The following is a 24,007-nucleotide window of genomic DNA, read 5'->3' on the forward strand; positions in this document are numbered from 1 at the left end:
GAAAATCAAAGGAGCCCTTGAGTATTAAGGGCTCCTTTTTTTCTTGTCTTTTGGAAATTATGTAAACTAGCGTTTTATATGGTATACATAGTGATTTTACTTACTATTATTGTTAAAATGGAATTAAAAGGATAAAAGGGGTATTCTATGGATGTTAAGATCATTTTAATGACCATCATGGCTGCATTAGTATTAGCCTATATATTTCATTCGGTTCAGAGAAAAAGAAACTCTGATAAACACATAGGGGATAAAGTTTTTAACATTGGGTTTGTCATCTCTTTAACTATAATTGCAATTAGTATTTTGGTAGTAGGCGGATGGGATGGAATGGCTTTGGGCGCACTAGGGGCGTATTTATTTTTCCCATCATTAAGTGGACTTATTTTTACTAAGCTTTTAATTAGGTATAACTAATAAAGTGTTAATCATATTTGAAGCCTTTAGATTTATGAATCTAAAGGCTTTTTTGTACGGATAACTGAGATTATGGTAACTACAAATTTATGAAGTATAAGTCTTACTAAGCAAATTTTTTATTTATTGTTAAATTGTTTTATAACTGTGACTATAACTGCCAGTAACAGAACAATTGCGCTATTTATCAGTAAATAGTATCCAACTTGTAAACCATAAAATATTGCAAAAGCGTCTCTAATGATCAACAGTGCTAATATACCACCTATTGCCCCAAATAAAGCCGCCAGTATTAGTATTGTGAAAGCAGCAGCGTATAGACTTTTCTTTTTTTGGTAGGAGATAAATCCAACGATATTTGAAATTATAATAAAGAGACCGATAAGTATTAAGAAAAAGTTAGCCATTTTCTTTAATTCTCCTCTGCGGACTATTAATTGGTTAAAATTTCTAATACCTAATATCACTTTAACATAAAATTCTATGTAAAAGTTTTGCTTCTTATAACGTGTTTGATATTCATCCAAAAGAAGCTGACTTACATTTTAAGATCTTTCTTTATATTTTTCCTTATAGTTAAACTGGCTAGGCGTTTACGCGCTGATTCCATAGGACCCATTTTAAAATAACGAAGCCACAAAGTAGCAAATAACATTTGAAACAAGCAGATTAGTATCCAAATCATAATGACGAAGAATGAACGAGGGTGTCCACCCAATCCAAGGCCCCATCCATAAAATAAAATTGAACTTAAAACATTCTGTAACACGTAGCAACTTAAAGACATCTTACCTACTTTTTCTAAAACTCTCCATAATGAAAAGGCCTGAAATTTTTCAATTAGGAAACTAATAGCTCCCATGTATCCAATCGATAAAATAGGGGCAAACACATACCTTACTGGAAAATCAAAGTATCCTCCAGGAATAAATAATAATAGGTTTAGAGGTAAACCAACTAAAAGGCCCGCCTTCATCATCTTCTTTCTGATATTAATACCATTGGAATTATTGTCAAAAGCCCCTATTCTCACTAGTAAAACACCAAGTAAAAACATGCATATATTAAATGGAATGACGAAAATTGCTTCTGTGCGCAGCTCCCAAAAATGAAAAAGTCGATACTGAATTTGATTCATCCATGATCCATGTTGATAAAGGTTCACCACTTCTTTTGGGACAGCAACTAGCTCATCTCCTATCGAGTTAGTTAGCACACCTAAGAACACAAGTACTATAAAGAAAAGATGAATCGCTGCTGCACTAATCATTGCTATTCGTATCATCGTCTTTTGCATTTTTACGATAAACGATACGACAATAGCAGTTACTGCATAGGACATTAAAATGTCGTACTCTAAGACAAAAATAAAGTGCAAAAGCCCTTCCATTAATAAAAGTAAAGACAGCCATATGTACCTTCCCGGCCACGTCTGATTTAATCGTTTTGATTGCTGATATTTCAGCTCTAAACCAACACCAAACATAATTGCTAAGAGACCAAGTAATTTTCCGTTAATTAAGGACAGAAAAAGGATTCTTAAAAAGTCATCTCCTGATAACCACCATTGATTATGGTTAAAAGTAAATATATAATTTATATCTCCCAAATAGGCAAACAGCCAAATGTTTGTTCCTAATGTTCCCAGAATCGCTAGCCCTCTTAATATATCTAAAGAGCGAATTCGTTTTTTATTCTCCACTTCCCATGCCCCCATCCTTTACTTTCATTCTAATAACGTTCCGAATACATTTCTAAAAAGGATTGTTTATTTTCGTTACTCTCCTTCTTGATATGTCATAGTTCAACTATATTAGATTACGTCGCGTCACCTTCAACCCTTATTTTTAAATGAATGAATGAATTATTTTTAGTGCAATAAAGAGAGCGTAGATACGTTTTGAGAAGTGCGAAGGCTGCCTGCTTTGGAAACAGGTTTAGCCAAAATCCAAAAGATATACTGGCTTACGCAGAGTACTAATTACAAAAAAAGAAACCCTAGTATTTTTAAGGCTTCTTTCTTTCTGATATTCCACTCTAAGCGACAATTGGAGATAAATTAAATAACGTCGTTAAATACACACTTTCTAAAAGTAGGCACCTAGCTTTTAGAAAGTTCGTTTATCTCCCTTTCAATAAGAGCTGCTGAAAGCTCGAATGCTTGTATCCTTCTTTTAGCTAAGGTTATTTGAGATTTATATCTATCCGCATTTTCTTTAGCTTCAAACGTTTTTACTGTCTGTCTGAGTTTATGTAAAGTTGAATCAATTTGACGTTTTGCTTCAACTAATTCAGGCACATCAAATTTCATTTACGTCTCTCCTTTTTATAATTTTTATCGGTCAGATGTCTTTCTTTAAAAAGATGCTTTATCAGTAGAGTTACTGTTATCTATATTTCTTGTTCTGTACCATGAGTAGCCATCCAAAGATGCTTATTATATCAAATATAGTGAACACAAACTTACCACTTAAAACTTCTCTTAACAATATACCTGATAAACTAGTGTTTGTTTGTCTATAGAAATTGAAAGGTTCCTTTAAAAGAAGCAGGTTTTTTGAGGTATTGAGAGGTGACGTCAAGTTTTATTAAGATGCTCAGCTGTTCTAAAATAGCCTCTGCGTAAGGGTCACGCTAAATAACCCATTCAAAATCTCTCAACGCAATAAAATTTGTCATACAAATTTTAATTTTCATCTTCACAACAAAAATAGTTTGTGATATACTTCACATGTAAGGATGTTCATAACGAACTAACAAACTCTTGAATGTAAAGTAGAAAAAGCTATTTCACTCCGATGCCAATACGATTGAAATAGCTTTTTTTATGCTCTTATTTTGAAAACCCCCACCTTTTCTACTGCTATGGCCTTCTGTACATTTCTCTAGGAGAAGTAGTTACATCTATCTTACTTGCTTTTAGAGTTTGATGTTCCTAACCTATCACTCAAAAAATAGAGAGGGTTCTATTTTCTGCTTATTGCAGATCAACCCTTATTAATTGCCGCAATCGCTTTTGTAATACGAACATCATCACCTATTGTATCTAAAAGAGCAATTCCCTCAATTGTAACAAGAGCTAGTGCCGCTACTTGTTCTTTATCCTCTCCTTCTCCCACTTGAATGATATCCATGTAAAACTGATAAAAACTGTCACAGATTTCCTTTGCTACAGAATAGAATGGGTCCCCCTCTTTTGATGCAACCGCAACTAATTCAAGCCACAGCTTAATGTATGGACGAACTTCAGGATCTCTCATCATGTTATACAAATGGGGAACTAGCGTCTGAAATGAATGCTTCTCCATTTCTGTATTATGCAGCATGTAAATAAGCTTCTGAGAAATAAAGGATAGCACAACCGTAAATAATTCCTCTTTGTCATTAAAATAATGAAGTAGCATTCTATCGCTGGTTTCTGCTGCTTTCGCAAGATTTCGCAAACTGGAGGCCTGCAGACCATTTGATAAAATATAGTCAGCCGTTTTTTCTATAATTTCTTGTTTTTTCTTTTCACCTTTTTTCATATAAAGCTCCTTACTGTCTTTTTCTGTCGTATAGATACAATTATGAAGGAAACTTAGTTGCTTTGCATTACTCCCATTCATTTTTTTGTTGATAAAAAATGTAATGAGTGCTACATTTTAAGAAAGGGGGATGATTGAATTGGTAAGTAAAAACGACAAAGCAATGGACAGTAACACATTTTCTAGAAATAATCGAATACCAAAAGCATTACTTATTTTAGTATTAGTATCTTTTTCTGTTTTAACAGGTTTGGCCGTATATCATTATGGCTTCCTTGGTATTTTTTCTCAGGCATTTAACAACTATGCTTCTATGCAAATATTCTTTGATTTATTGATAGCACTAATTCTAGTGCTTGTATGGATGTGGCATGATGCAAAAAAGACAAATCGTTCTTTTTGGCCATGGGCACTAGTCACGCTAATAATTGGCTCGTTCGGTCCCCTTTTGTATCTGTTACTGCGCAAACGCAGTTAGCAGATTAAAAGACTTTGTATTGCAAAAAGAAAGCCTTTTGCAAAATAAAACAAGGCTTTCTTTTTATCTAATTAAGTGTTAATCAGCTGTTTCCTCTAGTACAACTTTAATAGCCTTTGCGAGCATCTTTGCTGTACGTGTTTCTTCTTTTAATGTATTTTCTACCCCTCCAATGTTCACCATGATTGACCCCTCGTGCAGATCCTGATTATAAGAAGACACGCTAGCTATTCCTTCATCTTTTTGAACAACTCCTCTAGATACTAAAAAATAACGATATTTATGTGCTTTACCTTTATTATTTCTCCCCTACTATATTCAATGCAGCAGCTGCTTTTGGCGATCCCACGTAAAAAGCCATATGGGTTATTAAGGCGATGATCTCTTTTTCAGTCACTCCATTCTTTTTTGCCAGCTGCAGATGAAAAGGCATTTGATCAGTGTTGCCAATACTGATTAAAGCAGAAAGTGTGCTCAAACTTCTTTCTTTTGATGTCAAAGTGGGGTCTCTCCACACTTCCCCAAATAAGATATGTTCTCCATATTTCACAAAATCCGGAGCGAGATCTCTCATCTCGTTCAGTAGCTTGGATTCAATACGGTTATTCATAGCTATTTTCCCTCCTTTTGATTTACCATTTGTGCTAGGCCTTGCCCAAATGACCAGTTTTCAAGGGGTGTCTCGTTTAATGTAATAAAAATATTGTTTGTAGAAAGGTCTAAGTCGGCGTGAAGTCCCTCTGCAATGGATTGGTATAGGTTCTTTTTCTGCTCGACCGTTCTTCCTTGCCCGCACGTAATGGAGATATAAATCATGTTATCTGTTCTTTTTTCTCCCCTTTCTAAGAGATACTGTGAATCATAGAAAAAATGCTGAGATGGATACGGTAAAAACAGTTGAAAATAATCGTCTTCTGGGATGTGAAAATGTTGGATTAAAGAATGATGAATATGACTGCTTACTTCTTTTAGTTCCTTATGGTTTAATTGATGTTCTGGGTAATAAACGTTCACAAATGGCATCGATCATCTTCCTTTCTATATTTAGTGTACTTCCACTGTCTTCATTTGTATAATTGAAAATAAGTATAGTAATTATCGAAAAAACCGATAGAGATGAGGTTAGAAAGTGGAAATTAAAGAATTAACGACGTTTAAGACAATTGTGGCAGAAGGAACGTTTTCACTTGCAGCAAAAAAACTAAACTATGCCCAGTCTACCGTCACCACTCATATAAAAAAGTTAGAAAAAGACCTTGGATTTCTTTTATTTGAACGAGGCTGGGAAGCAACATTAACAAAGGAAGGTACGTTATTTGTAGAAGAAGTAGATAGCTTGTTGAAGCACTGGGAGTATTCCATATCTCAAGCTCAGCGTATAAGCAAAGAGGAAAAAGGAACCATCAAAATAGGGTTATCAGAATCGATTGCTCAAAGATTGATGTCAGCTATATTAAACTATTTAAATGACGAAAAACCTTACATACACTGCGATTTTACCATTGGAAACACGGCACTTTTATCAGAACTATTACGTCAAGATAAACTGGACTTTGCTGTTTGCGGAGAGAATACAAATCTTTCCGGCGTAACTTTCACCCCGCTTGGTAAAGAACAAATTCAATTTATTGTTAATACACCTAACCATCCACTACTGCAACAAGAAACAGTTGGAATAGCCGATATTATTCACTATCCCATTTTAATCGGAGAAAATAGCTGTTATTACTATCAATCTGTTAACCACTTTTTAGCAGAGAATAATTTAGCCTTTAAAACCGTTTACAGCTGCAGTGCCCTGCACCTCATTCCAGAAATGATGTTTGCACATGCAGTGGGGATTATTCCTAGAGGAACTAGTTTGAAGCCAACTAACATCCCGTTTAAAGTACAGGGGTTTGATCCTAAAATGCCTATAGGATTATTAATTTCTACTGAAAAAAGAACTTATTTAAGCCAGACAAAAAAGAATGTTATAGAGGTAATTAAGTCTACATTATCGTAGATGGAAACTTATTTAACGTAATGAATTCATTTATACAAAAATCCTTTGCTTCCAAAGCAAAGGATTTTTTTGTAGTTATAGAGAGCTTTGTCCCTTTTACAGATTAATATAATACTCATTCACTATCTCTATCATGGGCATAGTTTTTTGATAAGCTTTTTCTGAAATCTTGAGGAAGAGTCATGTTTCTAAAATTTAAACCAATTAATTCTTCAACTTCTTCATTTAAATAGGACCATTTAGATGGTGATGTCATTAAATGGTCTAACAAAATAGATTCATTAAAGCCTATCACACATATATCTAAGCTCCGCTCTCCCCATATCGCCCATTGCTTAGAAGACGAAAACCATACCACTTTTTCTGAATGATAGTAAGGAGCATCGGCAGGGCTATCCTCCGGTCCAATGTCTAAGGCATTCCTATACTCTTCACTTGATAAAGAAGTAGGAAGCTGCAAATAATTAAAATAGCCAAACTCTTTATAAAAATAATCTTTGGGATGTGGATCTAAAACAGCAACTGTAACTTCTTTTTCATTAAAGATTTTTGTTAAATATTGCACGGTAGGCCAAAAATCCTCACACATGCTCCAGTAGAACTCTTCAAATAAGTAATAATCACATCTTTGGTTAAATACTTGATGGGGCAATTCCTTATTCGTATTAAAGATACTTTTTAAATTTTTATTCGTGGATTGAAAGTCTTGGATATCTTTAATGAAAAAATTGGTGGGCTTCACAGTGTAGCCTCCTTTTTTATTAACTGGGCGTATGTTTGAACGGCGCGATGTTATCAACCTCGCATCTTAGTTCATAAAATTGGATGATTAAGGGGTGCACATTAGAATCATATGTTAAAGCTTCCAATGTCCTCTTGCCTAACCTTCTATCTACTAATGCAAGAGCTTGAAGAATAATATTCTCAGAATTTAATGCTCGATCAATGGTCAGCTGAGGATACTGGATAAAAGCGTCATAAACATGTTCAGCGTTAAAAACGCCTCTATGTTCTAGAATACTTGCAGTGTAGTCCATATCATCTACCTTGCCAATGAATTCTGGGAAACATTCATATAAACACTCTGGAAAGGGTTTGCTTGTTTTTCTCTTCACTTCCTCCCAGAGGTTATCATGTTCCATTAAATATTCTGCTGAAGAAGCATTAAAAACTTCCTTTTTATCTAAAGTAATCCAAATACGCGTCTGCTCTCCACGAGAAACGTTATATTTAGTTAAATGAATACTCAATCTATGCTTCAACTTACCACAGGTTAAATTCCCCATATCTTTCTTTACTTTTGTCCATTTCATACTATCCTTGTACTCCTATTCTTTCCTAAAACTATACGATTTGGCTTATAGAAACATTATATTATATAAGATATTTGTTTTTCCTAATGTATTCAGCATATCCATATACTTTATCAAGATCTATTTCTTCCTGCTCTTTCTCTTCCAAGTCAAGCACTCTTTTCTATCTGCGTACGAGTTATGCTAAACCGAATATTCAAACCCCTTCAACACAATAAAGAAGCAACCTCTCGCTAATAATGAGATTGCTTCTTGCACCTTAAAATTTGTCATACAAATTTCGTTTTCCACCTTCACAACAAAAATAGTTTGTGATATATTTCACATATAAGGATGTTCATATGAACTAACAAACTCTTGAATGTAAAATAGAAAAAGCTATTTCACTCCGATGCCAATACGATTGAAATAGCTTTTTTTATGCTCTTATTTCCATCACCTCATCCTTATCGCTAGCTCATTTCTTAGCTGCACGTTGTTTGGGTCTGTTTCCACTTGCTTCTGCATGTGAAGCGCAATCTTTTCAAAATCTATTTCATCATACTTGCTCATAGTCATACTCCTTTTAAATAACAAACATAAAAGCCGCCTCGATTTGTCAAGTAAGGCAGCTTTCACGAGAAATTTAATATAGAATCTGTTTTACTATGAATTATAGTATACTTTTCCGGTAAACATTATATTTTCCTGTAGAGACACACTCGTCTGGGTAGAGAATATAGTTAACTATAAATTTAATGATAAATATGATTTAGTTATTGATCATCATCTATTTCATTTTATAAAACGTAACCAATGGTCTACTATAATTGAATGTCTGAAATGTTGAGCACTAAAGAAAGAGAATGAATGATGGTTGGTCTATAGGAATGTATCAATCTTATTCGTTTAAAGACGACCATAAAAATAAGAGTAGGATTGTCATGAAGTTAATAAGATTATTGTAAGAAAATTATAGTTAAAATACTAAAGCCAAAGAAACATATAGCCTTCTATGGCTTTTTTACTGCTGATCAATCTGCGTCATCCTCTAGCTTAAAAAATCCTTTTTATATCGAACAGCAAGATATATACCTGAAGCAATGAATGCAATGGAATATTTAAATAAGAAGAAAATTTGCCACATATATTCTTTTGGGAAAATCAAGTCGCACAAAATGACTCCACACAGTACAACGAGGGCACTTTTTAAACCGATTTGACTTGTTCTTTCGTCAGACACACTCATGCCCATTTTCTTTTGAAAAACATATATTAAAACCGCTCCTACTATAAGAGATATAAATCCAATACAAATCAACATATTCCAGTTACTATTCGATTGTTCTGTCCAGGTTCTCAAAGGAGTAAAAATGGCATTTTCTATTTTGTCAGTTATCATTTTAATCCCTTCCTTTCACATAACTAAAAATATCGTTAACATCTACGTTAAAGAAATCAGCTATTCGAAAAGCTAAAACAAGAGAAGGCGAATAATTATTCTTCTCCATCACATATATAGTTTGTTTAGATACTCCAACTGCGTCAGCCAATTCTTTTTGAGACATCCTGTTTAAAACTCGGTGCTCATACACTTTATTTTCAACGTAGTCACCATTTTTTTCTTTCAATGTAATCACCTTCCTTTTTTTGACTACAACTATATAATACAACAAACTTTGATAAAGGTAAAGTAAACTTATACAAAAGATAAATATTATTATACAATTTAGGGAAATAAAAAGAGTTAGACTCTTAGCGAGGAGTCTAACTCTTTTTCTATTTCAACATCAAAAAATAAAGTACTCATTTCCTTTTACTGTTTAAAAACAGTTCATTTTCGTTTCTTCGCTAAAAACAATATTTGTTGATTAGTTAAATCCCATTAAGTTTTTCACCTGTTGAACATTCTCTAAAGAAGTTAATTTCTCTAATAGTAAAAAGGCCACATCAAACCCGGTGCTGGGGTTTGACGAAGTAATTATATTGTGGTTTACGACAATATAATCATCTTGAACAAGAATGATTACAGGCAAAAAGGATACGATTACTCCTTCTTTTCATGGGGAATTTGTGTTAAACGGCGTTTCTGATGCAGAACGAATTCAGCATATAGTTATCGAAAATGGAGGGTATTGTTCAGTTCTCAGTCCATTTCCCGACTTTATGAGATCTCCTACCTTCCTTCCCTCTCAGGATCCCGAAGGTTTTAATCGCAAGGAGTTTCATGAGGATCTGCAAAACGCTATATTGAACTTTTTATTACATTCTTGTTAACTATTAGTATTCTATATGTTGTTGAGACTTCTAAAGATACTAAAAGCATTTTTAAATCTTCTATCACATAAAGAGTGATGTTAAGCAAATTCACTTACTATGCCTAACCACTTAAAAACAAAAAAGAAGTAACCATATTGGTAACTTCTTTTTTTCCTATTCATACGTCAGATTTTTCACCTACAAAATAATCACTTACATTCTGTCTCTTAAAAACGAAAGCAGCGCTTCGTTAAATTCGTGTGCATGCGTTGCATTTAAGCCGTGTGGACCGCCTTTTATTAAGGCTAATTTTGAACCAGAAATGGCTTCATGCGTTCGCTTTCCGCTATATTCAAATGGAACGATCTCATCTGAATCACCATGAATAATAAGAGCAGGTATTGTAAATTTGGCTAAATCATCTCTGAAATCCGTTTTGCTGAAAGCAGCTATACAGTCTAGTGTTCCTTTAGGCGATGCGGCTGCTGCAATATCCCGGTTGTACAGTCGAAATGGTTCGCTGACTAAGCCCTTTCCGTCTTCAGCTCCAAAAAATGTTTTTGTAAAATCATCAAGAAAAGCTAAACGATCATTTTTTACGCCGTTTTCAAATTCTTGGATTCCTGCATCATCCAATGCTCCTTCAGGATGATCCTCTGACTTGTAAAGAAACGGCGGTACAGCTCCTGCAAATACGGCTTTTTCTACTCTATCTGTGCCGTACGTTCCTACATAGCGAGCTACTTCTCCGCCGCCCATTGAAAACCCGACTAGTGTCACATTTTTTAAATCCAAATGTTCTAGCAACTGATGTAGATCAGCAGCAAATGTATCATAATCGTAGCCGTCCCATGGCTGAGAAGACTTTCCGAATCCTCGGCGGTCATACGTTATGACTCTGTGCCCAGCCTCAACAAGAGCCGGAACTTGATATTCCCAAGATCGTCCGCTTAGTGGCCAGCCGTGAATTAAGACAACCGGCTTTCCTGTCCCATGATCCTCATAGTATAGTTCAATAGGTGCTTCATTTTCTGTTCCTACCGTAATTTTTGCCATTTTGCTACCTCCATTATATAGTCGTTCTTTATTTGGTTAAGTGGTCGTAACCCTAGCGTAGATCATAAAAAAGATGGCTAATTCTCCTATGATGAGCGTGCTGGGAACAATCAGTATTAAGTTAACAATAAAAAATACCGCTAAAATCCCTAAAAACAAGCCTAAATGATACACTTTCAAACGATGTTCTTCGAATCTATATTGGTGAAAAACAAGAGTCGTTGCCATGAAGTAAAGCAGCACGGAGCCAAATACAAAATATAAGCTGAATGTATAGTGAACTTCATGTAAAAACATGAGTTTAATTGATGCTGCAATCATGCTTAGAGACATGAGGATAAGTAAGTGTCCGTAAATAATCGTTTGCCCGGCTCTTTGAATAGATTTGTTTACTTTCTTTTCTACGTTTTCAAAGTACTGCCACCACATGGCAATGATCAGGACAAATGAAATAACCGCAAATAAGATTGTATTCCAGTCTCCTTTTTGAGGCTGTATCACAGCAAGAATGCTGACAACGGATTCTCCAAACAGGATTAATGTTAATAAAGCAAAGCGCTCTAATAAATGAGCGGTGTTGGTCGGTAATTTTGCCAGTCTATTATGCCCTAAAATAGGTAAAATCATGTCCACTGCAATTCCTGTATACAACACGGCGTAGCGAATCCATGAATCAAAAAAAAGCGAAAGAAGCGAGATAAAGATCCCAATCCCAAAGCATGTGCCTAAAAACACAGCAACTTTTTTTCTCTCACTCTGTTCAAATTTTTGAACAATAAGATACTGAAGAGCGGTTAACGCTCTTAGTCCAATATAGCCAATCAGAAAAGAGACGTAATATTGATCAAAATCTACAGACAGGCTTGAGATCATGATAAGAACAAACAGCATTTGAAGAATCATAAAGATGCGCTGATGCAAAAAGTCTTGTCCAAACCGGTTGATAAACATCGTTTGTCCGGTCCACGCCCACCATATAGGAATAAAAATTAAGACAAACTTTAACAAGTACTCCCCATGAATATACCCTTGTTCAACGTGAAGCAAAACATGCGTAGCAGTAGCAACCGCTGCCACAAATAACAAATCATAAAAAAGCTCCAGCCACGTAACTTTTTTTTCTTCCACTACTCCGCATCCCTTCCTATCATTTATAAGCTGTAGTGAATGTATTTTATTTTATATACAAGAGATGCATACTTCATGACAGGCAGCGTAGTAAAAGCTAGATGAGCCGACTGTTCATCAGTCGGCTCGCCTAGCTAACAATTGCTCTTATGTCGTTACGTTTTCTCCGTCACATAAATGCTCCATAGATGCCATTCTACTTTCATGTCTTATATGTAAAGAGAACGACCGATGCCAAAATGAAGCTCCGCTACGTTAAACGCCCTGCTTGCTGAAATCGCGCTGAGCTCCTCTATAGCTGCCCATTAAGTTTTGATATCCAGGAAGATGACTAGAAATTAAATTGCCAAAACCTTCAACGTCGTTTCGCCAATCACGCTGCAGCTCGCACGCTACGCTAAACCAGTTCATAAGCTGTGCGCCCCCGTGAGCCATACGCGTTAATGCTGCATCGGCTACTTGCTTATTAAACGTACCTGAAGCATCTGTCACAACAAACACTTCGTAGCCTGCTTTAATGGCAGAAAGCGCAGGAAAAGCAACGCAGACGTCTGTAACTACACCTGCGATGATCAGCTGTTTTTTGCCCGTTGCTTCAATGGCTTTAACAAAGTCTTCGTTATCCCATGCGTTGATTTGTCCAGGACGAGCTATCTTTGGCGCATCAGGAAACAAATCAACGAGTTCTTGCATGAGCGGGCCATTGGGTCCATTTTCAAAGCTAGTTGTTAAAATAACCGGTAAATCAAAGAATTTAGCCGTATCACCAAGAGCCAATACGTTGTTTTTAAATTCATCAACCCCATAGTCACGTACAAGGCCAGAAATAAGGCCCGTTTGGTGGTCAACTAAAAGCACAGCAGCATCATCTTTTGAAAGGCGAGAGTAAAGATCAGACATTTTATAATCCTCCTTAAATTAAGGCAAGTAAGGATACACGTACCTTTTTCGTTCCTTACAAGCGGTCTATAATTTGAACGGTTTTTTGGATTTCATTTATGATCTGTTAGGTAAAACATATATAGAAAGAAAAGTTGTTTCTGAGGTGAAGGTTCGTGAGGTGTGTTCTCTTTCTTAATCTAGAACAGGAACAGGCGCTTGATCAATCCAATGAATGAACTGCTGTAAGTAGCGCTGAAGATAACGTTTTGTTGATTCATCAGTTAGTACCTTTTGTTGAACATCAACTTTTTCATGAACTTGCGAAATCAGCATTTTTTGAAATGGTAAAACATGAACTTGCATAGCTTCCAGTACTTCTCTCGTTTGTTTTTGAGCAAATGCTGTACCGAAGCCTCCAGGAGTTGCTCCAATGAGACCAACCGGTTTTCTGTTTAAAACAGAAGAAGTCCGAGGTCTTGATGCCCAGTCTAAGGCATTTTTTAACACTCCTGTAATTCCGGAATTGTACTCTGGACTAACTATAATAACGCCGTCAACATCTTGAATCGCAGCTCTAAAGGATGCGACAGACTCTGGTGATCCGTCGGCTTCTAGGTCTTCATTAAAAAAAGGCAAGCTGCTTATTTCAATCCAGCGATATTGAGCTGAGTCATCTAATGTAGCCAATGACTCAGCGATCATTCGGTTATACGAATTCTTTCGTAAACTTCCACAAATAAGACCAATGGTTTTTGTCATCTATTCACCTCCTTACTTGGAATTAATTTCATATTACCACGGTGTTTCAAATATAGATATTAGTTTTATATATAGATAAATTAATTCCTTCTTTGTACCTAATTTGGGATCGACCTAGCATTTTACTATTACTAAAAGAATTCTTTCGTTAAAATTTAGTCTAATTCTCTCACTTCAAAAGGAATCAAAGCTCTTTCAATTTGATCTCGGTGGGTTTCGTACTGTTCAGGCAGCATGAGCTTTTCTCCCATTGTTTCAAGTGACTCATCATGTGCAAAGCCTGGAGGGTCTGTTGCAATTTCAAATAGAATTTCTCCGTGTTCTTTAAAGTAAATCGCATTAAAGTAATTTCGATCTCGAACAGCCGTCACTCCGTATCCGCTATCAGCTACGTATTTCTGCCATTCTAACTGATCTTCATCATCTTTTGCTCGCCATGCAATATGGTGAACCGTTCCAACGCCCATTTGCCCCCGTCCAATGGGCGTTAATTTTAAATCAATCACATTTCCAATGTCAGCTGATGATTGAAAACGTATAAAATCTCCTTCTTGCCCTACTTTTTGTAGACCCATTACATTTTCTAATAACTGAGCTGTTTCATCAGGTCGAACCGATAATAACGTAGCGCCTCCGAATCCTTTAATAGCAACATCCGAATTAATTTCACCAGTTTGCCACGTATTTTTTTCTCCTTCTTCTCTTTCAACAATCTCTAAATGTAAACCGTGAGGATCGTCAAACTCTAAATACTGCTCTCTAAATCGCTCCATCTTTGTAGCTGGAACTCCAAACTTAGCTAATCGTTGTTCCCAAAAGCCCATCGCACCTTTTGGAACCACATAGGAAGTTACGCCAACTTGCCCGTCGCCTATTTTTCCTTGTCGTGCATTTGCCCACGGGAAGAATGTGATAATCGTTCCAGGTTTTCCGCCTTCATTTCCAAAGTAAAGGTGATACGTTCCTGGATCATCAAAGTTTACCGTTTGTTTGACCAAGCGTAATCCTAACACGCCCGCATAGAAATCAACATTTTCCTGAGGATGACCTACAATCGCCGTGATATGATGAATACCCGCTGTTTTTTTACTCATTACTACCATCTCCTTCGATACATTTTTCGTCATATGTTTCGTTATCCCTCTTAAAATTACAACTATTTATCGTAAATATCTCGAATTCGAGATATTAGTCAAAAAATAAAAGCACCTTTCTTATTCCAACCCATTCTCTCTTTTAGAAAATAAAAGTATCGAGTGCATAATAACCTGGTCCAGCGATTGCTACACCGACTGCTACAACTAGCAGCGTAAGATTATATTCATATCCGTTTTGTGTTGCCCAGTATCCATTTGGACCGTGTACTTTCACAATCGCCATGACCATTGTTCCTACAATTAAAAGCGCTCCAAGCGGCGTAAGAAGTCCTGCAGCAAATAAAGCCCCGCCTACCAGCTCTGATAATCCAGCCATTAAAGCCATTCTAACACCTGGCTTCATTCCGATGGATTCAAACCAGCCTCCCGTTCCTTTTAGCCCGTGGCCGCCAAACCATCCAAACAATTTCTGAGTTCCATGGGCCATAAAAGATAATCCAATGACTAAACGTATTAACAATAAACCAATGCTCACCATTTTTTATTCCTCCTATTTTTTCATCACTTTAAAATCTCGAATTAAAATATCTTGAATTAAGGATAATTATAAAACCTTATAATTCCACTGTCAATATAAATTTTTATATTTTTTTGCAGCTAGTTGAAACGCTTAACGGCTTATTAGAAACATATTCATGATTTTATATGGATATGAGCACGGGGTGGAAAATATAACGGGTGAACTTTGTTGTTCTTACTAAAAGTGAAGTGGTTTTTGAAACGCAACTATACTTAACGATTCTGAGCTAAATTGAGGCCCTTTTTTGTATCAAAACTTATCTCAAAGCCTATAAACAGAAGCTTATACATAAATAAAAGAAGCAATCCCGTATCGCCAGAGTTTGCTCCTTCTATTTGGACACATAGAGAACACCCAACTGTTAGATAGTACTCGTGTATATAACTAACCGAAGTTTTTTTCTACTTTCAAATATTTAAGACCTTTTATTAAATAAGCTCAGACAATCGGAGCCATTTTTATTTTAGTTCTTTAAAGCCAACTGCACTTTACACTAAATTATAGTCTAACTCTTACCTCCGTACCATCCGTAGCTTTGACATCTACTAGCACCATTCCCTTATGTTTCTTTAGTTCCTTGACGATAGGCTTTAGCACACTTTTATCTATTTGCGGAAAAGTAAAATTCAGCTCTTTTCTTTTAAAATGCTCTTTTGTCCATTTATCTGCATGCTTCTGGATAAATTTCGAAAAAACAACGCTAATAGCAACGTTTAAAAGAGCATATGGAACTGGAATGCTAAACCGAACATCTTTTGTTTTCACTTTTACATGAATCATAAGCGAACCATTACTCAATGATGACTGAAACGGTATCTCCGTTTGCCGATTTAATATCAACAATTTGACCATCTAACTCGTTTTCAATTGCTTCAACAATCAGGTTTATGTCTATATCTTTTACATATTTTTCTGATTGAGGAATACTGGCTGCAATGCTGTGTCCAGCCATTAATACCAGCTTGACAAGCTTTATAGGCAAATTAACCTTCACATTATCGTTTTCAGTTGAAACAACTCGAATTTTTAACGTTTTATCTAAATACGCAGTCGGTTTCTTCAAAAGCTTATTGCTTGTTTCTTCTTTTTCTTTTAATACTTGAATGAGTTCTGATCCCTTTTCTGCATCAATTTTTCCTTCTTGAACCATTGTTAACACTTTTGTAATTTCATCTTTCATAGACAATCCCCCTATTCTTCTTTTAAAAGCTTGATGGCTTCTTCTGCTGTAATTTCACCATTTTCTAGCATAGACACAACTTTTTTCTCGTCTACTTCGTTTTTCTTCTTTTCTACATATCCAAGAGATGAAATGATGTCAGTCAGCTTGCCTCGAACCGTTGGATATGAAACGCCCAGTTCTTTCTCAACTTCCTTGATATTTCCCCTGCATGTTAAAAACACTTCTACAAAATGAAGCTGATCACTCGATAAGGAGGCCAGCTTAGATAATTCAAACTCATTTTCAATCGTCGTGTGACAATGGCTGCACTGCAGCTTTGTAATTTTTAACGTTTCACTGCAGACAGGACAACTTGTAAGCACTTTATAAGCCATAATCAAATCTCCTTCTTTTAGTTAATTTGATTATATAACAAATATTTAATATTAAAAACAATAAAATTAAATTAAATTAATAAAAAAATTAAATATATAAATACTAATTTTAATAATATTAATATCCCACTTTAAGTTATACCTACTAATAAATGAGATGCTTCAAACCTACAAAAATGAATATAAGATGAGATTAAATAAAAAAAGAGAAGGATAAACCCCTTCTCTTCAAAAAATATATGTGCTGTCTTCAGCGCAGACTTCACCATATTCCCCTCTGCATGTCAGTCAAAACACGGCTTGCACTGTTCATTTTTATTTATACCTTTACTCTTTCTGCTAAATGAATAGCAGCACTCACTAATAAAAGAGGTAAGATTGGCTTAACCTTACCTCTTGGAACTTGCTCTTTTATAGCAATATGATGTTGTACATTAGCCCTCCTTTTGTTTAAATGAAACTTTTTACAAATTGAGATTATTTCATAGGATTCTTCGACTTTTCAAATATAGATATTCCTTCATATCCCTTAAGTGTTTTTTCATCTAAAAAATCAAGAATCATTTCATTAAAAATATCTATTTCCATTGTGCTTATTGGGTCGAACGCATTTTCAAACAACGCAAGTGTGGCATTTGGAATATTGTCAAATAGTGTTTGTGAACCCTTTCTTTCGTCCACTCCCATGACTTTTTTATTTCCACCCATCACTAGTGTTGGGACCTTTATATGTTTTAACTCATTTGTATGAGTAGGAAATTCAGAGTTTTTTGCAAGGATTATCATTTCTTTATCGAATGTAAAAGAATCACGTAATACCTTCTTCGTGAATTCGTCCTTTCCATACACCTTCATCATCAGGGTGATAATGGTATCATAGGGCATCATTTTGAATACGGCATTGGACAACTTTAATACCAACCCTGACACCTTTGTAGGGATTTCACTGTACCCATTCGATAAAATCAGTTTATCAATGTAGCTAGAGTACTTTGATGCAAACAATTGAGCGGTAACAGAACCGTAGGATAAACCAACCAGATGAGTCTTGGTGATATTAAGTTCATCTAAAAATAATTTTAGGTCTTCCGCCATCACTCTTGCTGAAAATTTATCATTTGGAAAGGTTTTTGTAGATTCTCCGTGTCCCCTCATATCTAACATAATCATTTTATATCTAGAGGAGAAGGCATCTATTTGCGGGAGCCACATCTTCCAGCTACCTCCTAATCCATGTAAAAACACTATAGGCTGACCTTCTCCTCTTGCTTCATAATTTATCAGAGCTTTGTTTAATTCTACTTTCGGCATATTTCCCCCCGTTATCCCTTTTATCAATTTTTATTTTCCAAATAAGAATTCTGTGTCGAGGTGAATTTTCCACCTTGAACAATCCTGCTGCGTTAACTGCATAAGCGTCCCTATGATTTCAACATAAATATCCAAAAACCTGCTTGCCATTTTTAACACAATCATCCGGATAACAATTAGCGTACCAATTGGCAAGCTGATAATATTTTCCACTAAAGTGATAACCCTTCATTAAATTCACAGGAAATCCTAATATATCAACAAAAAAATACAGTCCAATTCGGTTTCCAATTGGACTGTATTTTTCATGAATTGAGTTTTTGTATTCGAAAACTGAATCCTTTACATCGATAATGGTCTGTGGTTTTTATTAATGCGCCTTCTGTTCAACATTAACTCTCTTGATAAAGAACGAGATAACCAATCCAACAATTGAAACAATAATCGCAAAGATGAACGCATGCTGAACACCGTTGGTAAAGGCAAGAACTTGGTTTAATGGATCCATTTTATCTGATACCGTCTCAAGGAAGCTTCTTGAACCTGATGACAGAATCGAGATTCCAACAGCTGTTCCAATTGCGCCTGAAACCTGCTGTAAAGTGTTCATAATCGCTGTTCCATGCGGGTACAGCTCAGGTGGGAGCTGATTTAATCCATTTGTTTGAGCTGGCATCATAATCATCGAAATAGCTATCATAAGCGCAATGTGTAACCCAATGATAAACCCTGTTGACGTTTCCAGCGTTACGGTTGAAAAACCATACATGGTGCCGACTACAATCAAAAGACCAGGAATAACTAGCCATTTGGGACCAAAACGGTCAAATAATCCGCCCATAACCGGTGAAAGAATTCCGTTAATCACTCCTCCTGGAAGAAGCATTAGGCCAGCGGCAAAGGTTGATAAAGCTAATGATGTTTGTAAGTACAGGGGTAAAATCATCATGGCAGACAGTAGTACCATCATGCAGACTAGAATTAATAAAAGACCAATTGTAAACATTGGATACTTAAAGGCTTTAAGGTCTAACATTGGCTCTTTCATCTTCGTTTGACGAATAGAGAAGGCAACTAGTGCAACAGTTCCAATCACAAGAGTTAGAATAACCTGTAGACTTCCCCAGCCCCCGCCTTCTCCAGCGCTGCTAAATCCAAATACAATTCCTCCAAAACCTATTGTTGAAAGAACAACAGAAATCATATCGATTTTTGGCTTTGTTGGTGTGGTAACGTTCTGCATAAAGAAAGCTCCAAACACCAAGGCAACCACTAATAATGGAAGTGAAATCCAGAAAATCCAGTGCCACGTTAATGTTTTTAAGATTAAGCCTGATACAGTTGGTCCAACAGCTGGAGCAAACATAATAACAAGGCCAATGATCCCCATTGACTTTCCACGCTTATGCGGTGGAATAATAACAAGAATCGTGTTGAACATAAGCGGTAAAAGTAAGGCAGTTCCCACAGCTTGCACGACACGGGCAATCATTAGCACCCCAAACGTTGGTGCGATAGCGGCAATAAATGTTCCGATAATCGAGCAGATTAGCGATGCTATAAAAAGCTGTCTCGTCGTAAACCGCTGAAGAATAAAACCTGAAATAGGTACCAGAATTCCTAACGTTAATAGATACCCTGTTGTTAGCCATTGTGCCGTTGTTTCGTGAATACCAAAGCCTGAAATTAGCTCTTTTAACGCCATATTTAGCGCTGTTTCACTAAATAAACCGATAAACCCGGCAATAAGAAACGACGTAATAATCGGCAGCACTTTGATGTTAGAGCCTTCGGCTGCTATTTGTTGATTACTCATATTAAATTGTCTTCCTCTCTTTTACGTACTCTTTTTGATAAATTTTTTTCTATCTCAATGATAAGTTGATTAGCAGACAAACAATACATACCGACATAAAGATTAGCAATAAGTTTAAGACATTGTGCTGATTAAGCTTTTTCTTTCTCTTCTCTTTTGCCTGGGTTGCTTTTTGTCTTCTAAATTCGTTTCTTCCCACAGTTACCTCTCTCTCCATTTCATTTCTAAATTACGTATGTAAACTGTTTCCCATTTATGTATATGCTTTTTCAATAAGCAAGATAGAACTAAAAAATGAAAAGAGGAAAGGCACATATTTATACCATTCCCCTGCACAAAGGAAAAATGAATTTCCACTTTGTATACCAGGAATATTGTAACACATCTATAAGTACTGTTTCTATCTAAAATATACTAAATAATGATATCTATATACCTAACTTAGTGCCCTGTGACAATTAAAATTTGTTTCTGTTATTTCATTAGCAATGACGTATATAGTCATTTTTGAATGTAATAGAAGTTCTGTTTATGTTCATTGGCTACTATGTATATTCTCTGCTTCACAACGTAATTTATAAAAATCCTGAACGAATGTGTTTTCTTCTAAAATGGATTCTTTCATTTTACGTAAAGTTCTTTTTCCTACACGACGGTCAAGCATACACAATATTTTTATTAACATATCATTCGACTTTAAAGATAATTCAATTGGTGAATTAAAATATTCCTCCAAAGCAGAAAAGAAATCATATTGTGCATAAATGCCTTCCGTTTTTAATTGTTCTTGAGCTTGTTCTTGGATTGCTCGATTATTAAAAACATTATCATAAGTAAAATCGTCTAACTGAATACGAATATCTCTTTCTCTATAATATTCTTCTTTTTCAGCAGTAATCGTACACATATTTAACATTTCTACTTTATCAACAGTTATAACAGCTCTACCTAACTGGTCATGTGCTTTTCGATAATTAATCACTTGAAAATCTACTCTTGAATGCAAAGATTCGCATACAAAACTCAGTAAACGTTTCTTTGCTTTGCTCCATTTTGGATGATACAGCAATAAACTCCCTCCCTTTCAACCTATTAAATTTTACCATTATAACATATCTGTGGTAGTAGAAAAGAAGTATATGCAAAAATTAAAAGAGCAAACTCTCTTACACGTGAGTTTGCTCTTTCTCTTCTTCATTCAAATTTCTTCATTTTAACTTATTGTCCCATATCCTTCATCCTTTTAAGAGCTTTTCTATATTCTTGATCTTTCATATGCAGCATTTTATCAGGAGAAAATTTAGGCTGGCCAAACTTTTTTAAAGCTTCTCTATACTCGCTGTCACCAATGACTTGATTCGAAACAATCTCTTTAGGCGAATGCTCAAAAACGGGAATAGCTTTTTTACTGTGAACCTCTTCGGTACTCAGCTTTTCTTTATTTTTTTCTTTATCATGCGGCTTGTGAGCCAGCTTGTGTCCCTTACCTGTTAAAAACATCAAAAACGAGAGAATGAATACCACAATGCTCAATACACACGAAAACGTAGAAAAGGTATGATACGTAATGATTTCAGATTTTACATGTAGAGACTGAGTAAAATTTTCTTTACTAGCAACCTGGCTCTCTGCACTTACCGTCGCAAGGTGATCTTTATACACCTTTGCAAAAACAATACTGCTGATTACAGGAATGACTGCAGATACTGTAACTCTTATAAATTGAACGGTGACCATTCGAGGGACTAAACTTGGTAGCGGTCCGCCTAAAGCAGCACCCATCAGACCTGCAGCGACTGTGAATCCTACTCCTGCGATTAAAGCTGCGAAGCTACTAACAAAGAGAAAAGCTGAAGCCTGACCGTCCAAATACATCCACTGTATGTTTACTCCCATAATAATAATGGCTCCTATAATACCTAATACCCCCGGCCCGACTTTATCATATAATACGGCACTTAATATGGCCGCAATCACTATCCCCGCAAAAAGCCCGATATAGATCAGTGAAATGTCTCCTTTATCAAAACTAGATCCACTTTTAAGCAATCCTTGTAGGGATAAAAGAGTGAGACTCATACTAATATTTCCTATAACAGCGATTAAGATAGCGAGAGCTGGTTTTCGAGAAGCCACTAATCGAAAGGGAATTAAAGGATTTTTAATATGCCATTCTGCTATAAATAAAAAACATAAAAAAATGATGCTTCCTACTATGCCTATCCATACATAAGTAGATGCCCATCCTGATTTTTGGAGATTAAGTAATGTAAACGTAATAAATGCAGTAACCATAAACATTAACGCTACACCGATGATGTCAAATGGTTCATGATGTTTGTTCTGTTGCTTGGCGTGATCATTTGTTAAAAATTTGTAGCTGAAGCATATTCCCAGTAAGGAAAGTACGGCCGCTATATAAAATAACCATCTCCAGTGTCCGTAGCTGTTCACTAACATTCCGAGAAAAATGCCCACAACGCTAGAGCCATAAAATCCACCAATAAGAATCAGTAATGCCAAGTTCCGTTTATAAATCGGAAAAGAAAGAACCAGCATTGGAATCATCATCATAAGTGCTAAACCCGTTCCTGTCCCTTGTAAAAACCGACCAATGCCCATTCCTAGAAAGCTGTTAGAAGCAATACTTACGATAGCTCCTATAAGAAACAAACACATCGAAAGAACATAAGTACTCCTCTCCCCTAGCTCGTGTCGAAGAATCGGTCCAAACGGAATACAAAATGCAAAGCTTATAATCCCTATTAAAACCGGTGTTATCGAAATATAAGATTGATTGTTAAACGTTTGTTGGAGAATTTCACGTATAGAATTTAATGAAGTGTTTAACATTAAACCAGGACCAATAGCTAAAACTGCCAGTAAGGAAATCTCCCAGTGTTTTTCTATTTTCATACCACAATTCCTTTCTGCCTTTCATGATTGTAAAATATCTTTATTTCAACAAACTAAAAAATAAAGCTTCAGTAAGGAAGCTTTATTTTATTTTCTAAACCTGCCACTCGAATTGGCCCTAGAAGGGTTAAACGGGTTAATTTATCAGCCATAAATGCAGGGCTAAATTTCATATCGCTTTCTAACCAAGAACAAATGACACCTATATGAGCTGATGTGATATAGCTAATCAGGATATCTTTAGGAATATCAAGTCCATCCTCTGCTTCTCCAATCGAAGAGATGAGCTCTCCGTACACTCTCTTCTTTACAATTTCCGTCATATGACTTCTGAATTGAGGCAATCCTCGGTCACTTAGCATGACTTTAAAATAATCCGCGTGTTCGTAGATGAATTCAAAAAGCTTTAAGAAAGAAACAGACTCGTCTTTTTCTTCTACTTCTGAGGAAGTCTCGTTATTTTGTTTAGGCTTTACTTGCTCTATTAGCTCTTCTAAAACTTCATTCATGATCTGAACAAGAAAGTCTTGCTTATCTTGATAATGTAAATAAAAGGTCCCTCGCGTTAATTCCGCTTTTTCCGTAATTTCTTGAATCGTAATGGACGTGACATCTTTTTCTTTAAGAAGTTCGACTAAAGCGTCTCTTAAGTATTTATTTGTTCTTTTTATCCTGGGATCTACTTTTGTTTTTTTAGACATAGTTGATCTCCTTATATCAATTTTATTAAGACATACGATGGACTATTTAAACTATACTGTATCGTCAACATACATTTTATACATAATGTAAACTAATGAACATCATGTATATTAAGTCTCACAAAGTATTGCCAATCTGTCAATATCAAAAATTGGGTAGGGTTAAAACATTCCATTATTAGAGATGGATTGCGTGAACTCAAGAGTGAAATCTTTTTTAAAAACG

28 protein-coding genes and 2 pseudogenes are annotated in these 24,007 nt (G+C 35.7%); 3 read left to right on the forward strand and 27 right to left on the reverse strand.

Going from position 1 to position 24,007, the window contains the following annotated elements; all coding sequences use genetic code 11:
* Nucleotides 1–147 precede the first annotated feature (147 nt).
* Nucleotides 148–417, forward strand: coding sequence for a YesK family protein (locus U9R83_RS18350; protein WP_208733025.1), 270 nt, complete (start codon nucleotides 148–150; stop codon nucleotides 415–417).
* Nucleotides 418–536: 119 nt separating this feature from the next.
* On the opposite strand, the gene U9R83_RS18355 is transcribed toward U9R83_RS18350, so the two are convergent.
* From U9R83_RS18355 to U9R83_RS18370, 4 genes are all read right to left on the reverse strand, one after another.
* A complete protein-coding gene (locus tag U9R83_RS18355) occupies nucleotides 537–944 on the reverse strand; it encodes a 3-isopropylmalate dehydrogenase (protein ID WP_328575361.1) in 408 nt (135 codons plus the stop codon).
* 11 nt (nucleotides 945–955) lie between these two features.
* Entirely contained in the window at nucleotides 956–2,134 is a 1,179-nt protein-coding gene (locus U9R83_RS18360) for a DUF418 domain-containing protein (protein WP_217027087.1), read from the reverse strand.
* 384 nt (nucleotides 2,135–2,518) lie between these two features.
* A complete protein-coding gene (locus U9R83_RS18365; protein WP_217027085.1) occupies nucleotides 2,519–2,728 on the reverse strand; it encodes a hypothetical protein in 210 nt (69 codons plus the stop codon).
* A gap of 676 nt (nucleotides 2,729–3,404) precedes the next feature.
* Nucleotides 3,405–3,944 (reverse strand): TetR/AcrR family transcriptional regulator, encoded by a 540-nt coding sequence (locus tag U9R83_RS18370; RefSeq protein WP_014458871.1) that lies wholly within the window; start codon nucleotides 3,942–3,944, stop codon nucleotides 3,405–3,407.
* 130 nt (nucleotides 3,945–4,074) lie between these two features.
* Here U9R83_RS18370 and U9R83_RS18375 point away from each other — a divergent pair, with 130 nt between their 5' ends.
* Nucleotides 4,075–4,422: a DUF2834 domain-containing protein gene (locus U9R83_RS18375; protein ID WP_328575362.1), complete on the forward strand. Its 348-nt coding sequence runs from the start codon at nucleotides 4,075–4,077 to the stop codon at nucleotides 4,420–4,422.
* Between the two features lie 78 nt (nucleotides 4,423–4,500).
* On the opposite strand, the pseudogene U9R83_RS18380 reads toward U9R83_RS18375, so the two are convergent.
* From U9R83_RS18380 to U9R83_RS18390, 3 genes and pseudogenes are all read right to left on the reverse strand, one after another.
* Nucleotides 4,501–4,674: pseudogene (locus tag U9R83_RS18380) on the reverse strand (stage II sporulation protein P); the annotation flags it as partial.
* Between the two features lie 46 nt (nucleotides 4,675–4,720).
* Nucleotides 4,721–5,032 carry a carboxymuconolactone decarboxylase family protein gene (locus U9R83_RS18385; protein ID WP_328575363.1) on the reverse strand — a complete coding sequence of 104 codons (312 nt, stop codon included), beginning with the start codon at nucleotides 5,030–5,032 and terminating at the stop codon, nucleotides 4,721–4,723.
* A gap of 2 nt (nucleotides 5,033–5,034) precedes the next feature.
* Complete coding sequence (locus U9R83_RS18390) at nucleotides 5,035–5,445, reverse strand: tautomerase family protein (protein ID WP_226701496.1); 411 nt, start codon at nucleotides 5,443–5,445, stop codon at nucleotides 5,035–5,037.
* A 106-nt stretch (nucleotides 5,446–5,551) separates the two neighbouring features.
* On the opposite strand from U9R83_RS18390, the gene U9R83_RS18395 reads away from it, so the two are divergent.
* The gene (locus U9R83_RS18395) at nucleotides 5,552–6,427 is read left to right on the forward strand and encodes a LysR family transcriptional regulator (protein WP_140451162.1); all 876 of its coding nucleotides are present in this window, start codon (nucleotides 5,552–5,554) and stop codon (nucleotides 6,425–6,427) included.
* A 115-nt stretch (nucleotides 6,428–6,542) separates the two neighbouring features.
* On the opposite strand, the gene U9R83_RS18400 is transcribed toward U9R83_RS18395, so the two are convergent.
* The 20 genes and pseudogenes from U9R83_RS18400 to U9R83_RS18495 all read right to left on the reverse strand — a co-directional run bounded on the left by U9R83_RS18400 (nucleotide 6,543) and on the right by U9R83_RS18495 (nucleotide 23,781).
* On the reverse strand, nucleotides 6,543–7,169 hold the full coding sequence (locus U9R83_RS18400; RefSeq protein ID WP_014458867.1) for a hypothetical protein: 627 nt from the start codon (nucleotides 7,167–7,169) through the stop codon (nucleotides 6,543–6,545).
* Between the two features lie 19 nt (nucleotides 7,170–7,188).
* Nucleotides 7,189–7,740: an SF0329 family protein gene (locus U9R83_RS18405; protein WP_226701497.1), complete on the reverse strand. Its 552-nt coding sequence runs from the start codon at nucleotides 7,738–7,740 to the stop codon at nucleotides 7,189–7,191.
* A 1,030-nt stretch (nucleotides 7,741–8,770) separates the two neighbouring features.
* The gene (locus tag U9R83_RS18410; RefSeq protein ID WP_115654613.1) at nucleotides 8,771–9,121 is read right to left on the reverse strand and encodes a DUF2178 domain-containing protein; all 351 of its coding nucleotides are present in this window, start codon (nucleotides 9,119–9,121) and stop codon (nucleotides 8,771–8,773) included.
* Nucleotide 9,122: 1 nt separating this feature from the next.
* A complete protein-coding gene (locus tag U9R83_RS18415; protein ID WP_028414839.1) occupies nucleotides 9,123–9,350 on the reverse strand; it encodes a helix-turn-helix transcriptional regulator in 228 nt (75 codons plus the stop codon).
* Nucleotides 9,351–9,590: 240 nt separating this feature from the next.
* Nucleotides 9,591–9,737, reverse strand: a pseudogene (locus tag U9R83_RS18420) (DJ-1/PfpI family protein); the annotation flags it as partial.
* A 454-nt stretch (nucleotides 9,738–10,191) separates the two neighbouring features.
* Nucleotides 10,192–11,034 (reverse strand): alpha/beta fold hydrolase, encoded by an 843-nt coding sequence (locus tag U9R83_RS18425; RefSeq protein WP_014458861.1) that lies wholly within the window; start codon nucleotides 11,032–11,034, stop codon nucleotides 10,192–10,194.
* A gap of 36 nt (nucleotides 11,035–11,070) precedes the next feature.
* A complete protein-coding gene (locus tag U9R83_RS18430; RefSeq protein WP_209367462.1) occupies nucleotides 11,071–12,162 on the reverse strand; it encodes a low temperature requirement protein A in 1,092 nt (363 codons plus the stop codon).
* A gap of 255 nt (nucleotides 12,163–12,417) precedes the next feature.
* Entirely contained in the window at nucleotides 12,418–13,062 is a 645-nt protein-coding gene (gene ycaC / locus U9R83_RS18435; RefSeq protein ID WP_014458859.1) for an isochorismate family cysteine hydrolase YcaC, read from the reverse strand.
* Nucleotides 13,063–13,236: 174 nt separating this feature from the next.
* Entirely contained in the window at nucleotides 13,237–13,803 is a 567-nt protein-coding gene (locus U9R83_RS18440) for an NADPH-dependent FMN reductase (protein WP_014458858.1), read from the reverse strand.
* Nucleotides 13,804–13,958: 155 nt separating this feature from the next.
* Nucleotides 13,959–14,897 carry a ring-cleaving dioxygenase gene (locus U9R83_RS18445; RefSeq protein ID WP_328575364.1) on the reverse strand — a complete coding sequence of 313 codons (939 nt, stop codon included), beginning with the start codon at nucleotides 14,895–14,897 and terminating at the stop codon, nucleotides 13,959–13,961.
* A 142-nt stretch (nucleotides 14,898–15,039) separates the two neighbouring features.
* Nucleotides 15,040–15,438, reverse strand: coding sequence for a DoxX family protein (locus tag U9R83_RS18450; RefSeq protein ID WP_209367472.1), 399 nt, complete (start codon nucleotides 15,436–15,438; stop codon nucleotides 15,040–15,042).
* A gap of 540 nt (nucleotides 15,439–15,978) precedes the next feature.
* On the reverse strand, nucleotides 15,979–16,260 hold the full coding sequence (locus U9R83_RS18455) for a hypothetical protein (RefSeq protein WP_049166390.1): 282 nt from the start codon (nucleotides 16,258–16,260) through the stop codon (nucleotides 15,979–15,981).
* A 10-nt stretch (nucleotides 16,261–16,270) separates the two neighbouring features.
* Nucleotides 16,271–16,660: an SHOCT-like domain-containing protein gene (locus tag U9R83_RS18460; protein WP_328575365.1), complete on the reverse strand. Its 390-nt coding sequence runs from the start codon at nucleotides 16,658–16,660 to the stop codon at nucleotides 16,271–16,273.
* An 11-nt stretch (nucleotides 16,661–16,671) separates the two neighbouring features.
* Complete coding sequence (locus U9R83_RS18465; protein WP_014458854.1) at nucleotides 16,672–17,037, reverse strand: DUF2089 domain-containing protein; 366 nt, start codon at nucleotides 17,035–17,037, stop codon at nucleotides 16,672–16,674.
* Nucleotides 17,038–17,514: 477 nt separating this feature from the next.
* Nucleotides 17,515–18,348: an alpha/beta fold hydrolase gene (locus tag U9R83_RS18470; RefSeq protein ID WP_014458853.1), complete on the reverse strand. Its 834-nt coding sequence runs from the start codon at nucleotides 18,346–18,348 to the stop codon at nucleotides 17,515–17,517.
* Between the two features lie 30 nt (nucleotides 18,349–18,378).
* Nucleotides 18,379–18,561 carry a hypothetical protein gene (locus U9R83_RS18475; protein WP_115654619.1) on the reverse strand — a complete coding sequence of 61 codons (183 nt, stop codon included), beginning with the start codon at nucleotides 18,559–18,561 and terminating at the stop codon, nucleotides 18,379–18,381.
* Between the two features lie 157 nt (nucleotides 18,562–18,718).
* Nucleotides 18,719–20,164 carry a DHA2 family efflux MFS transporter permease subunit gene (locus U9R83_RS18480; protein WP_115654620.1) on the reverse strand — a complete coding sequence of 482 codons (1,446 nt, stop codon included), beginning with the start codon at nucleotides 20,162–20,164 and terminating at the stop codon, nucleotides 18,719–18,721.
* A gap of 535 nt (nucleotides 20,165–20,699) precedes the next feature.
* On the reverse strand, nucleotides 20,700–21,233 hold the full coding sequence (locus tag U9R83_RS18485) for an SF0329 family protein (protein WP_155010464.1): 534 nt from the start codon (nucleotides 21,231–21,233) through the stop codon (nucleotides 20,700–20,702).
* A gap of 149 nt (nucleotides 21,234–21,382) precedes the next feature.
* On the reverse strand, nucleotides 21,383–23,080 hold the full coding sequence (locus U9R83_RS18490; RefSeq protein ID WP_328575366.1) for an MFS transporter: 1,698 nt from the start codon (nucleotides 23,078–23,080) through the stop codon (nucleotides 21,383–21,385).
* A 68-nt stretch (nucleotides 23,081–23,148) separates the two neighbouring features.
* Nucleotides 23,149–23,781 (reverse strand): TetR/AcrR family transcriptional regulator, encoded by a 633-nt coding sequence (locus U9R83_RS18495; protein WP_328575367.1) that lies wholly within the window; start codon nucleotides 23,779–23,781, stop codon nucleotides 23,149–23,151.
* Between the last annotated feature and the right edge of the window lie 226 nt (nucleotides 23,782–24,007).

This window comes from Priestia sp. LL-8 (assembly GCF_036227845.1).
In the GTDB taxonomy this organism is placed as follows: domain Bacteria; phylum Bacillota; class Bacilli; order Bacillales; family Bacillaceae_H; genus Priestia; species Priestia zanthoxyli.